We start from the raw sequence: 12,657 nt of genomic DNA on the forward strand, positions 1-12,657 counted from the left end.
TAATAAGTGATGGTTCCTTTCAGTCTAAAACTTATTTTTCAAGAGCTGACGATTTCCCAACTTAAAAACCGCGTCAGATCAACAATCCCAGTCTAATACTTTATTTTCTTCGAACATTATCTAACTGGTGAAATAAATGTGTGGAACCAGTAAAGAATGTCCGGAACCATTAAAAAATCTATGGAACCAGTTAAAAAAGTGCGGAACTTCTAAAACAGTCCCGATGATGCCGTTAGGTCATCGGGACTTCATTATTATGTAAGAGTTGGAGCTGTCAGCAGAAAATAAAGTATTAGACTGCCCCTAGAATTTGAAACAGCAACAGCCAATGGACGAGAAAATATAGTCCTAGGACTGTTGCTGTTTCATTATATTAACGCATCCGATGCCGCCTATTGGGCATAACTATGACCTGCCTATTGCACCTCTGCATGTTGGAGGTTTCTTCCGGTGAGCCGAGTTCTTGCGAACAGCAACGCAAAGGCGACACCAAGAACGATCATCGCTGCGCCCGACCATAACGCCGGCACCAAGTGTATGCCAAAATCATTAGGTGTTTTAATGGCTGCACCTGATTGGAAGATCAGCCCGCTGATGGCGATGCCGAACACGCCGCCAAGTTCACGAGTTGCGTTGCTGATGCCGCTGGCTTCCCCAGAAGATTGGTCCGGGACCGAGGTCATGATACCGTGGGCGAGCGGGGTGAAGCTGAAGCCCATCCCGGCTCCTGCCAGCATCATAAGCGGTGCTTGCCATAGGAACGGTACATCCACGCCAGCTGTTCCGATCAAGATAGCGAATCCGGCTAGTGCCAACGCTTGGGCTGTCATGCCGACGACTAACACAGTCCGGTTACCCAACCGCCCCACAGCGAACCCGGCAAGCGGAGCGCAGATCATCGTGCATCCAGTCCAGGCCATCGTCCGGACGCCGGCCTCCAGCGCCGAATACCCCTGCGCTTGTTGCAAGAACAAGGTGAGCAGGAAGATAGCGCCAAAGATGCCCGCATTCATCCAAAATCCGGTGAAGACATAGGCGGTGTAGCGCATGTTGCGGAACAGGGCGAAGCGGATATATGGCGTTTCCCTCTTCCGTTCCCACAGATAAAATAGAATCATTAAGAATACGCCGGCGGCCAGTGACCCGATTACTTCCAATGATGTCCAACCTTTGGTGTTGCCTTGTTCAAGTCCGTATACAATGCCGAACAATCCTATAGCAAGCAGCAGCACACCTGGCAAGTCAAGGGGCTTCGATTCGCCCTTCGTTTCGTTGATCCAGAAGCTGCCGAACAGAAGCGCAAGCAGGCCAATCGGAACATTTACCCAGAAAATCATTTGCCATGGCGCGCCTTCCACGATCACCCCGCCGATCAGCGGCCCGATGGACAGCCCGAGCCCGGAAATGCCGGACCATATGCCAAAGGCAGCGGCTCGCATGTTTTCCGGGAAGCCAGCGTTCACAAGCGTTAGGCTGAGCGGTACGATGGCCGCCCCGCCCATGCCTTGCAGCGCCCGGGATAAGATAAGTTGCAGCGAGTTGCCGCTTACGCCGCACAGTATAGAACCAACAGTGAACAGAACGACGCCGATGAGGAACATCCTTTTGCGCCCGTAGCGCTCACCCAGCATGCTGAACGGGATCAACAATACAGAAAAAGCGAGCGTATATGCGTTCATAAACCATTGCAGATCGGTCATGTCGGCGTTGAACGACCGTTGAATTGACGGCAACGCAACGCCGAGCACCAGATTGTCAAGCATGGCCATGAACAGGGCACAACAGGTAACAACAAGCAAACGAATTCTTGCAGGGGTAAACATAGGGGGTCATCTCCTTGTTAGAATTTTATTTATTGATAAATAAATTTGTGATTTGAGAAAAAGCAAAGCGCTGTACCACAGCAGCTTTGCCGGGATAACTTGCGGGATTTGGTCGCAATCGATTAACACCAGGGCAGCAATTTGCTCAGGCCGACGGATTCGGAAAGCGAGATGACAAGGCCAGTACCAATAAACGCACTCGCTTCGTTTCCGGGATTCGGAAAACCGGCTTGCTCGAACCGCGCCTTCAGCCGGTCATAGACAACATCAAAACATTGCCGGGTAAATTCCCGGACTGCCGGTTCTGGTATGGCATATGACATCATCACTAGCAATATCTCATTGCGATGGGTTTCAAGCAGCTTCGCAAAGGCCAGACCCAGCGACTCTTTCAATTCTTCCGGACGGGCTTCAACCGATTCAAATGCATAGTAGATTTGCTTCGAGGCTTGCTCCAGCACGGCCAAATACAGTTCTTCCTTGGATTTGAAGAAGTGGAACACGTACGGTTGCGTCACGCCAACCGCTCGCGCCACATCCGCTGTGGTCGTCTTATAATAACCGCGTTCGGCGAACAGGACTGCGGCCGCCTCCAGAATATGCTGTTTCCGGCTCTGCTGATCTTCTCTGGGTGACATGTTTAACGCCCTTTCTTATTTATTGACTGATAAATAATTTATAGGGCAGAACTTTCCATTTGTCAATCCTCTTGGATGGATAAAGTGATGCATTTGGCCGTGAATGTTGCGGGGATGAACACACTGATGTTTGTTGAGTCAGGGGGGAGAAAGTAAATATCCTATCGCACTTCAACCATGGGACCACATTACGGGAGAAGTGGTCGATCTCTTTGGCGTGACGTGGATGATCACCAAGCAGTAAGCTTAGGTGACGAGAATCGGAGCTTAGGAACTTAACACGGAAAAACCGCGCCCCATACCAAGCAAGGTATGAGGCGCGATTCTTTTATATCGAGTCATCACAAATTTGCTCATCCCGCTTTATTTTTGCCTGCTGTTATTCAGTACTTCAAGGCCGTTCATTACATATGGCCGAACCATCTGTACTAATAAGTCAGTTCGATGCTTGTCCCCAATCGTTAACCAATGATGGGCTGCGCCGTAGATCGCGGAGGCGGTCATAGCCGAAACGATTTTGATCTGACGGAGGTCCGTAGCCGGCCCTTTGGTGAGAAGGCTTTCGATGATTTGCTGCAACATTCGCTTGATTTGCTCATCCACAAGCGTCGCGATTGATTTGGAAACCATTCTGCATGTCTGATAAAAATCCACAATGTAGCGGTGTGTCAACAGGATCAACTGATCACAGATTTCAGCTGTGAACTCCTGCGCGTTCATCACTTCCTCGGGAACCATGTCATGGAAAAACTGTTCAGTGTATTCTTCAAGCAACGCATATTTATCTTCATAATGGGCGTAAAAGGTGGCGCGGTTAATAGCAGCTTGCTGGGTGATATCTTTGATGGATATCGCATCAAAGTCTTTACTCCGCAATAATTCTCTGAATGCTTCTCGGATGAATTGTCGTGTGCGCATGACCCTTGGATCTTGCGGATTAACCATAAACCTGTCCCCCTCTAAAACATCAAATATCCAAATGTGTTGCTTAGGCAACGTCCTCGTGAATCTGTCTGTTGAACTCATGATCTTGGTGTACTACGATTTTATCAGACAGATGTTGCTTAAGCAATTTATGTCGAGTATCTTCCAGAAAGGTAGGAACATCATGAACTCGAAACAACCTCGACTTTTGATATTTGGTGCTGGTGTGATTGGCAGTGTGTACGCCCTCCGTTTTGCACAGTATGGATTAGACGTCACCGTCTTGGCGAGAGGAAAGAGACTGGAACTACTGCAACAAAAGGGATTGCTATACAATGAAGCTGGGGTCGTTAAGCAACTGCCTATCAAGACGATTGAGAAGCTAGAAAACGACGACATCTATGATTTTATTTTCGTTCCCGTACGATTCGACCAAGCCGAATCGGCCCTTACTGTGCTCAAGGATAATCAGAGCAAAACGATCGTCACTTTGACGAACACTGTTGGTTATGACCGTTGGCTTGACATCGTAGGTGACCGGTTGCTCCCCGGATTCCCGGGTGCAGGTGGAGACATCAAAGGTGATGTTCTATACGCCCAATTTGGTACGGAGAAACATCAGGGCACCATTTTTGGTGAAATCAATGGACAGGTTACCGAAAGAGTGAAAGAGCTCGCGAAAATCCTTGAATCGGTCAATTTACATTATGAAATCCAAACTGACATTCACGCTTTCCATATTTCACACGCGGCATTAGCCGTCGTCAACAAGCACTTCTATACCAATGACGGCATGATGGATGTAGAGTCGGCAAGAAGTGAGAGCACGCTAAGCAAAATCGCTGCAGAGATGAAGCAAAATCTTCGGCTGGTTGAGCAAGCTGGAATCCCCGTGATTCCAGCGGAAACGAAGGCGGTACTGGAATTGTCTGATGACGAGATCATCTCCCGTCAACGCCAGATGCTGACCAACGATTTTATTATTGATGTCAAGCTTGGGAACCATGCCGTCAGCCAAAAGGCAGAAATCCTGTTACTAGATGAGATGTTTCATAAAAAGCTATCCAACCTTCGATAACTTTGGACTCGGTTGAACACAAAAGCAGCGGCGGGCTAAGACTTTCCTTTTCAAGTCCTAGTCCACCGCTGTTTCATTTAAGAGGGGTCCCTCTCTATTTCATATTTGCCTTCTTCCACTCCTCATGATATGTCCACACTCGCTTCCACAGCTCCTCACGTTCAAGCTGGCTATAGCTGACGAGATGCTCCTGAAACACGTCTCCCAGCACTTCCAGCCATTGGGTTTTGGTGCGGAGTTCTGTTTTTTCGATTGCTTTGCTGTCTCGCCGCGTCCATATACATCCTCTTAATTCATTACTACCCGTGGCGTGTCTATGCCGAACAAGGAATAGCTTCATCCAGGGCGACTCCGGCGATCGGCTGTAAAATTCATGCTTAGGTTTGAATTCCTCCAGATTCTCCAGTTCATCCGGGTCATAATCAACGCCAACAAACGAGGCGTTCGGGTCGTGCACCAGCCGCCAGCCGCCTTCTGCCACGTCGGAGTTCACGACTTGATAGCGTAGCGGCCCTTGCTCGTAAGTTCCGATCTGCAGCGGAAGCGGTTCATAGGGCATATCCCCCAGCCCCACATCGATGATGTAACGTTGTGCTTGCTGCTGTTCATTGGTCAAGCTGACGGTAAGACCAAGGTGAAAGGAGTTAATGCGCGGTTCCTGCCCTGGCGGCTGGACACCGGCTCGATGCCAAAACACACGGTAACCGAGGGAATGAAGCAGAACGCCAAACGCACCGTTTAAGTGAAAACAATACCCGCTTCGGTTGCTCAACATCAGACGGACGCACTCATGAAGATCGATTGGAGTGGGTCTGCCAGCAACGATATCGATAGTCTGCCAGGAAATGGTCGACACATGGGCTCTGTGAAGCTGGGTGAGATAGTCAAGGGTTGGCGGTTGGACGTCTGCGATCCCGATTCTTTTTAAGTAAGCTTTGATTTCGGCGGGGGTCATCCTCATGTTTCCATCATCACTTTCTCAGAATGCTTGCTGTCATGCCCCAGCTTCTTGACCAGTGCGATAAACCGCTCAACGGCTTGATCGATACGCCCAAGAATCTCCTTATCTTGCGGAAGCCCATTTGGATCAAAGATCGATTGGCCTTCCCCAACGGAGATCCATTCCGGACAATGGATGCCATGCAGATTCCGAATGATGCTCTGCAAATGGAGAAGTGAACTAACCCCCAGAGGACCACCTGCCGAGCTCACCGTTAAGAACGGCTTCCCTGCCACGTGGCGGTTGTCCAGGTAATCCAGTGCATTTTTTAAGGTGCCGGAAATGGAACCATGATACTCAGGAGTGCCCAGGATAATGCCGTCGGCTTGTTCAACCGAAGTGATCAGAAGCTCCGCTTCCTTAGGAACAACCTCGGAATCAGGGGAAAAGAGCGGTAGCTGCACAGCCGCTAAATCAATAAATGAGACGGGAATATTGTTCGATTTCAGCAGGTTTTCGATATAGCGAAGAATACTTGTGCTAATCGCATGGTGCCGGTTGCTTCCGGCGATCAGGGTAATATGCATCGTTACGACCTCACTTTATTCGTTAAGCTTAAGTTGCTCCGGAGAAGATTTCGCAAATTTCCACGACATGTTCATGCCAATGACCCCGGAGATAATCATGGCCGTGCCGCAGAGATGACTCCATGTCACGGTTTCCTCCAAGAACAAGGCCCCTGCTCCAATGGCGATGACCGTAGATAAGTGGGAAAATACACTCATTTTCGCCGCTTCTAACCGGGATAAAGCAAAATTCGCCATATAAGCGGTCGCCACTTGAGCCACGCCAAGAAAGAGAATCAAGCCGATAAAGAATGGGCTGGCCAGCGGAGCGATGAAGGTATCAACCGTTCGAGATGGGAGATGATTGCCAAGCGATACTGCTAAGTAGGAAATGAAGGTGACTCCCATCATAAAGAAGCTGATTTCCATGGCGCTAAAATGCTGGGTGACCACTCGGGCCAGTACGTTATACCCGGCTAACGTAATGCAGGCGAGAAGGAGCAGGACGATTCCGGTGGTGTGCGACCAGTTGCTGCTGCCATTCATCAAATATATGAACACAATGCCGCCTGCAGACAGAAGAAGAGAGAGCTTCTGCATCCAGGAGTTTTTTTCTTTCAAGAAAAGGGAGGCGAATAGCATCGTGACCGCAGGTGTCATGGCGCTGATGATGCCCCCTTCTGCGGAACTTGCATGCTGAAGCCCAAAGGTTAGCAAGATAAAGTAAGCGATCGGGTACAACGCAGCGAGCAACAGTAGGGAAAATATCGGTTTTCCACGAAAGCCCAATTTGACGAATCCAAACAACGCAGGAACAAGGAAAACGATAAATGCTACAGCAAAGCGATAAGTCAACGTATCCACGGGATTGGCGAAAGCCAAAGTCAGTTTGACCAACAGAAAAGTGATGCCAATCACTGTCGCATTCAGGGTGGCAACGAAATAAGCGAGCTTCAGTTGAGAAATCACCTCCAGGTTGTCATGCCATCTCTAGGATGTCCGCCGGCGGACATCATGCGCTGCAATACAAACATGTGACCCAATGGTCACTTTTAATATATGTTACTATATGGTAACATGTCAATGGTTATAAAGACATTTTTTGCCCACTATTTTGTGGACGTCATGGAGGCATGTCCTGATGGACGATATATTTAAAGCGCTGGCGGATCCGAGCCGACGCACGTTGCTCGATCTGCTATATGAGAAGGATGGCCGAACGTTAAACGATCTCTGTGCGCATCTGCAGATGTCCCGTTTCGGTGTCATGAAGCATCTACGAATCCTGGAAGAAGCGGGTTTGCTGACGACCCGGAAGGTGGGCCGGGAGAAATATCACTACTTGAACCCTGCATCCATACGCCAAATCTACGATAGGTGGGTAAGCAAGTACGCCGAGCCATGGGTATCGGGATTAAGTTTGCTAAAAAAAGAGTTGGAGAGTGAACCAGCCATGGAGCCAAAGCCAAGACATGTCAGCCGCATTGCGATCAAGACCAGTCCGGAACAGGTCTGGAACGCGCTGACCAATCCTTCGCTAACCTCAAAATATTGGTATAACGGGTCACTTCGCGGCGAACTCAAAGCGGGTTGCCCGTATGAGATATGGAATCCTCAAGGGCAGGTGCAGGCCAAAGGGGAATTTCTTGCCGTAGAGCCGCCTCGTCGGCTGGTGATGTCCTGGCAGCTGCTGATCCAACCCGAGACCACGGAGGAGAAGCCTTCACGATTAACTTGGGAAATCGAGCCGCATGCCGAGTTTGCCGGGGTAACGTTAGTGACTGTGGTACACGACGAGTTCGAGGAAGCCCCTATGACTTCTCGTATATTGGAAGAGGGATTGCCGATCGTATTGTCCGGGATGAAGACTTTGATTGAGACAGGCGGCACATTAACTACTTAAGGGAAAAATAAGGAGGCAGAATTCCAATGAAAATCGTGGTGACAAGCCTATTCGTTCAAGATCAGGACAAGGCGTTAGAGTTTTATACCCAAACCCTAGGGTTTGTAAAAAAGCACGACGTTCCTGCCGGAAAATTTAGATGGATCGCGTTGGTATCGCCCGAGGAGCAAGACGGGACCGAGCTTTTGCTCGAACCCAATGACCATCCTGCTGCGAGAGAATATCAACAGAAATTGTTCGCCGATGGCATCCCGGCCACGATGTTTGGAGTTGCAGACACTCACCAAGAGTACGAACGCTTATTGAAGCTGGGGGTGAAGTTCACGATGGAGCCGACGCAAATGGGCGAGAACACCATCGCGATCTTCGACGATACTTGCGGCAATTTGATTCAAATAATTGATTATAAGAAATAACTTCATTCGTTGAGCTCTGTGATGTTCGATCCCACTTCTTGTAACTTGCGAAGAGAGTTCATTGATTTGTGACAGGATCTGTCACTATTATCCCTTATCAGAAACAAGGAATCTCACCAGACGCTACAAGGAGTGATCGAATGTCATGTTCAGATTTACGATACTATTCTTTAGTATCATGTTTATGATTGGGACCGACACCTTTCTCATCTCGCCGCTGCTGCCAACGCTGCAGGATCAATGCGGTGTGGATACGGGCATTGCCGGCTGGATGATTGGCGCCTACACGCTGGGTTCTGCCATCTTTGCCTTTTGTTTGCGCAGCAGGAAGAGGTTGTAGGTTGCGTAGTAAGAGATCATCACGAACATCAACCCGGCGGTCCAACCGCCGGTGATTCCTTGCCATTGCTCTGCAGAGGAAACGCCGGTTTGGGTGAATGCAACGTAAAATCGGAACAAGAATCTTACCAAAAACAATAGGGTGACAATCATTCCGATCCACAAATTTGGCATGTAATGCAATCGTCCTTCGCGTTGTTCGAATCGGGTCATCGCCGCACTGCAGGTTGCTAGAATGATGCCGAGGGCGGTTCCTGCTAGGTCAGAGATTAGACTGCTTATATGCGACGAGCCTGAGATGAACAGGATGAATCCAAAGATCGTCATGATCACGGTAGACACTTGTAACCTGCGCGAATTCAGCGGTTGCCATCCAAAATTTCGCCGTAGGCGGCGATAGACGCGGTGCAATATAAAAAAAGCGAGAAGTGCGAAAATAATGATTTGTGTATTCATCGCGGGGTGTGGCCTCCTTCGATTGTTCTTTGGTCTGATCTCTATGTTACTTCAGTTCGTTTGGATCAGCGACCATCCTCGGATACAATTGCGCAGGTTCTGTGTATATCTGCGGATAGAACAAGGAGATGAGGTGATGACCTTGAACATCAAAGGAGGGGAAAGCCCAAGATAGAGGGGAAATAGAAGCGTGGAACCTTGCTAGCTGATAGGGTGGAACGGAGGGGGCGTTCCAGCCCGGATCCAGCAGAAGACCTGGATGTTCCATGCTTCAGCAGAGTTCATCCGTGGGGAGACGGCAAAGAATCCTCACGACGGCTTCAGCATCTCCATCGAAACCTCGGCAATTTGATGGAGCTTCTGTTTATCCGTGGAAGTGCGACGCATAACGCGGATTCCGAGCATCGTCGCATGCAAACTGGACGCCAGCAGGCGAGGGTCTAATCCGGGTGAGATATCTCCCGCCTGTTGTCCCTGTTGGATGAGCTCAGTCAACAACTGCTCTTCATTGCCGAACAGCTCGCTCGTTAATTTGCTGACCTCAGGGTCTCGGTAGGCCAGCTCCGTCGCTGAGTTGACAAAGAAGCAGCCGATTGGTTGGTCGCCATTGGTCTCAATCAAATAATCAAAAATCAAACGGATGGATTCTAACGCCGTCCGGCCGCGTTGGACTTCCGTCTTAATGGCAGCATTCGTAATCCGTGCATACTTCTCCATCGTTTTGAGGTACAGCGTGTGCTTGTCGCCAAACGTGTCGTATAAGCTGCGGCGATGAACCCCCATATGCTCGACGAGGTCTTGCAGCGAAGTCTTCTCATAACCTTGCTCCCAGAATAGACGCATTGCTTTAAGGAGCACCTCGTTCTCATCAAATTCCTTGCTTCGTGCCATAGTAAATCCTCCTTTATCCCTTATCTTAACATATTGAGAATGAACGGTAAAAGAAAGGATAGCGAGCGTCCCTTCGATCCTTTATGAATTCACTTCGCATGCTGGTGTCAATCTCGATAAGCATACTCCTCTAGAAAGCTTCGCAACCGTTCAATTCCCAGTTCGATCTTCACCTCAGGGAGATTGCCATAGCCAAGCAAAATATGCCGCGTATAGTTGCCTTGGATGAGGCAGTAGTCCTCGACCCCATATACGCGTACGCCGTAGGCCTGGGACTTGGACCAATCGAGACCTGCAGGAATCCCGCGAAACTCGACCATCAGGTGCATGCCGGCTTCATCCCCTTGAATAACTGCACGCGCGCCGAAATGGCGTTGTATCGCTTCGATCAATAGCTGGCGCCGCTGTCGGTAGTTTTTTTTCATTTTGTGAATATGCCGGTCCAAGCAGCCATCCCGCATAAACATCGCCAGCGCAATTTGCAGCATCGACGGGGGACGGAGATTCTGGGCTTCGCGCAGGTCAGCCATGGGCCGAACGAGATGAACCGGGAGAACCAGGAAGCCGAGACGCAATCCGGGCGCCAGCGTCTTGCTGAACGTTCCAACGTATATCACGCGACCCGGGTTTAAGGTATATAGCGGCGGGATCGGAACTCCCTTTAATCGAAAATCACCATCATAATCGTCCTCGATGAGATAGGAGGCCGCTTCCTCTGCGAGGCGGACGGCATGTTGTCGCCGCTGAATCGGCAGAATACCGCCGCCCGGAAACTGGTGCGAGGGCGTGAGCAGCATGAGATGTCCCGGCTCCCATTCGCGCAGCTCATGCACCTTCATTCCGGCGCTGTCGATAGCGACCGGCGAGATCCGATAGCCAACTTTGCGAAAAATATGCTGCGTGAACTCAATCGTCGGATCCTCCAAGTACACGGCGTCAAAACGGTCTCGCAGCGTCTGGGCAATGAGGGCAAAGCCTTCCGAGGAGCCGGATACAATCATGATTTGCCCCGGTTGGCAACGCATGCCTCTCGTTCGGTAGAGGTAGGCGGCAATCTCCTTTCGCAGCGCTTCTTCCCCGCGGATGTCGCCGTAATCAAGGGAGGTGGAGGGGATTACCTCCGCCGCTTCTTTTAAATATTTAGCCCATAGCTTCCGAGGAAAATGGCGCAAATCCGGCGTGCCGATCTCGAAATCGATCAAACCCTCGGAATCGGAAGATGCCTCTCCCTCCCATCCCAACCGCTCCATCTCCAGTTCCTCTCCCTCACTTTCGCCAGCGCTGGCAAGGCTCGTCCGAATTCCACTTGCCACATAGGTGCCGGAACCGGTTTGGCCGATCAAATAGCCTTCGGCAATGAGCTGCTCATACGCGTCGATCACCACGTTCCGGGCAATCCCAAATTCTGCGGCCAGCTTGCGGGTGGGAGGGAGCCGCATTCCTTCCCCCCATTCACCTCGTTCAATATTTTGCCGGATTTGCCGGCAAAGCTGGGCCGTCATCGTTAGTTCTGAAGCCGGATCCAGTTGAATTCCGTACATGATTACTCCCCCTCCCTTCGGGAAATTGGTTCCTAAAAATAATCAAAAAGTGGCTCTAAAAAGAACCGATTATCTCTATTATACTGTGATGGAAATCAAATGGAAGATGGAGGGATCAAGCAATGAATAAGAAAACGATCGGCTCCTCCGGGCTTCAGGTGAGCCCGCTCGGATTCGGCGGATGGGCCATCGGGGGACCTTTCCTGCTGGACGGCTTACCGGATGGTTGGGGAGAGGTCGACGATAAGGAGTCGATCCGGGCTGTTCAAACGGCGCTGGATCAGGGGATTAATTTCTTTGATACAGCGGATGTGTACGGCACCGGTCACAGCGAGGAAATTCTGGGACAGGCGCTGCAAGGGCGGCGGCAGGACGCTGTGATCGCTACGAAGTTTGGCTTTACGTATGATGCCGCAACCCGGAACGTATTTACGAAGCTGGATGTGTCCCGCAATTATATCCGTTGGGCTTGCCAGGCCTCCTTAAGACGGCTCGGTACGGATTACATCGATTTGTATCAAATCCACCCGGGGGATTTCTCGTCAGAACAACTCGATGAGGCGATCGATGGGCTGGAACGGTTAAAACAGGAGGGGCTCATCCGCGCTTACGGATGGAGCACCTGGAGCACAGCGAATGCCGAGCAATTCGCCCGCAAGTCCTCCGGTGCTGCGATCCAGCATCCTTTGAATGTGCTTTCCGATGATAGCAGCATGGTCGAATTGTGCGAGCGGCACGGGTTGAGCAGCATTAACAACTCCCCGCTGGCGATGGGGCTGCTGAGCGGCAAGTTTACGGCTGCATCGAGCCTTCCGGCAGATGACGTTCGCGGGAGCGGGCATGAGTGGGTACAGTACTTCAAAGACGGCAAGCCGCTTCCGGAGTATTTGGCGAAGCTGGATGCGGTTCGTGAAATTTTAACCTCCGGCGGACGCAGCCTGGTGCAGGGAGCGCTGGCCTGGATCTGGGGGAAGAGCGAGTGTACCATCCCGATTCCGGGGCTCAAAAACGTCAAACAGGTGGAGGAGGCGGCAAAGGCCATCTCATTGGGCCCGTTGACTCCATCCCAAATGAGCGAAATCGAAGCGATTTTGCGATAACCTAAAAAAGACCTCTTCGAAGATCTCGAAGAGGTCTTGATT

13 protein-coding genes and 1 pseudogene are annotated in these 12,657 nt (G+C 50.5%); 5 read left to right on the plus strand and 9 right to left on the minus strand.

Annotation, left to right across the window (positions count from 1 at the left end; translation table 11 throughout):
- Positions 1–416 precede the first annotated feature (416 nt).
- The 3 genes from PBA01S_RS21445 to PBA01S_RS21460 all read right to left on the minus strand — a co-directional run bounded on the left by PBA01S_RS21445 (position 417) and on the right by PBA01S_RS21460 (position 3,406).
- The gene (locus PBA01S_RS21445) at positions 417–1,823 is read right to left on the minus strand and encodes an MFS transporter (protein WP_127576697.1); all 1,407 of its coding nucleotides are present in this window, start codon (positions 1,821–1,823) and stop codon (positions 417–419) included.
- A 122-nt stretch (positions 1,824–1,945) separates the two neighbouring features.
- On the minus strand, positions 1,946–2,461 hold the full coding sequence (locus tag PBA01S_RS21450; RefSeq protein ID WP_016310748.1) for a TetR/AcrR family transcriptional regulator: 516 nt from the start codon (positions 2,459–2,461) through the stop codon (positions 1,946–1,948).
- 363 nt (positions 2,462–2,824) lie between these two features.
- On the minus strand, positions 2,825–3,406 hold the full coding sequence (locus PBA01S_RS21460) for a TetR/AcrR family transcriptional regulator (RefSeq protein ID WP_085169748.1): 582 nt from the start codon (positions 3,404–3,406) through the stop codon (positions 2,825–2,827).
- Positions 3,407–3,569: 163 nt separating this feature from the next.
- Between PBA01S_RS21460 and PBA01S_RS21465 the strand changes: the two genes are divergently transcribed.
- Positions 3,570–4,463, plus strand: coding sequence for a ketopantoate reductase family protein (locus tag PBA01S_RS21465; RefSeq protein WP_127576698.1), 894 nt, complete (start codon positions 3,570–3,572; stop codon positions 4,461–4,463).
- A 94-nt stretch (positions 4,464–4,557) separates the two neighbouring features.
- Here the strand turns inward: PBA01S_RS21465 and PBA01S_RS21470 are convergent, their stop codons facing one another.
- From PBA01S_RS21470 to PBA01S_RS21480, 3 genes are read right to left on the minus strand one after another with little or no spacing between them, the layout of a single operon-like run.
- Positions 4,558–5,418: an arylamine N-acetyltransferase family protein gene (locus PBA01S_RS21470; RefSeq protein ID WP_371859561.1), complete on the minus strand. Its 861-nt coding sequence runs from the start codon at positions 5,416–5,418 to the stop codon at positions 4,558–4,560.
- 2 nt (positions 5,419–5,420) lie between these two features.
- On the minus strand, positions 5,421–5,990 hold the full coding sequence (locus PBA01S_RS21475) for an NADPH-dependent FMN reductase (protein ID WP_085169746.1): 570 nt from the start codon (positions 5,988–5,990) through the stop codon (positions 5,421–5,423).
- Between the two features lie 15 nt (positions 5,991–6,005).
- A complete protein-coding gene (locus tag PBA01S_RS21480; protein WP_255315412.1) occupies positions 6,006–6,938 on the minus strand; it encodes a DMT family transporter in 933 nt (310 codons plus the stop codon).
- A 172-nt stretch (positions 6,939–7,110) separates the two neighbouring features.
- Between PBA01S_RS21480 and PBA01S_RS21485 the strand changes: the two genes are divergently transcribed.
- The 3 genes and pseudogenes from PBA01S_RS21485 to PBA01S_RS21495 form a co-directional block, all read left to right on the plus strand.
- The gene (locus PBA01S_RS21485; RefSeq protein WP_036701311.1) at positions 7,111–7,872 is read left to right on the plus strand and encodes an ArsR/SmtB family transcription factor; all 762 of its coding nucleotides are present in this window, start codon (positions 7,111–7,113) and stop codon (positions 7,870–7,872) included.
- Positions 7,873–7,898: 26 nt separating this feature from the next.
- Positions 7,899–8,288, plus strand: a complete 390-nt coding sequence (gene glxB / locus PBA01S_RS21490; protein ID WP_028540146.1) for a methylglyoxalase — start codon at positions 7,899–7,901, stop codon at positions 8,286–8,288.
- A 145-nt stretch (positions 8,289–8,433) separates the two neighbouring features.
- A pseudogene (locus PBA01S_RS21495) lies at positions 8,434–8,601 on the plus strand (MFS transporter); the annotation flags it as partial.
- Here PBA01S_RS21495 and PBA01S_RS21500 read toward each other — a convergent pair.
- From PBA01S_RS21500 to pdxR, 3 genes are all read right to left on the minus strand, one after another.
- Positions 8,571–9,083, minus strand: a complete 513-nt coding sequence (locus PBA01S_RS21500; protein ID WP_085169744.1) for a CcdC protein domain-containing protein — start codon at positions 9,081–9,083, stop codon at positions 8,571–8,573. The pseudogene PBA01S_RS21495 and the gene PBA01S_RS21500 sit on opposite strands and share 31 nt — an antisense overlap.
- 309 nt (positions 9,084–9,392) lie before the next feature.
- Entirely contained in the window at positions 9,393–9,974 is a 582-nt protein-coding gene (locus PBA01S_RS21505) for a TetR/AcrR family transcriptional regulator (RefSeq protein WP_016310758.1), read from the minus strand.
- 107 nt (positions 9,975–10,081) lie between these two features.
- Positions 10,082–11,515: a MocR-like pyridoxine biosynthesis transcription factor PdxR gene (pdxR, locus tag PBA01S_RS21510; RefSeq protein ID WP_085279300.1), complete on the minus strand. Its 1,434-nt coding sequence runs from the start codon at positions 11,513–11,515 to the stop codon at positions 10,082–10,084.
- A 122-nt stretch (positions 11,516–11,637) separates the two neighbouring features.
- Between pdxR and PBA01S_RS21515 the strand changes: the two genes are divergently transcribed.
- Positions 11,638–12,615 carry an aldo/keto reductase gene (locus PBA01S_RS21515; protein ID WP_127576699.1) on the plus strand — a complete coding sequence of 326 codons (978 nt, stop codon included), beginning with the start codon at positions 11,638–11,640 and terminating at the stop codon, positions 12,613–12,615.
- Positions 12,616–12,657: the final 42 nt, after the last annotated feature.

The sequence above is a fragment of the Paenibacillus barengoltzii NBRC 101215 genome, from assembly GCF_004000745.1.
GTDB lineage: Bacteria > Bacillota > Bacilli > Paenibacillales > Paenibacillaceae > Fontibacillus > Fontibacillus barengoltzii.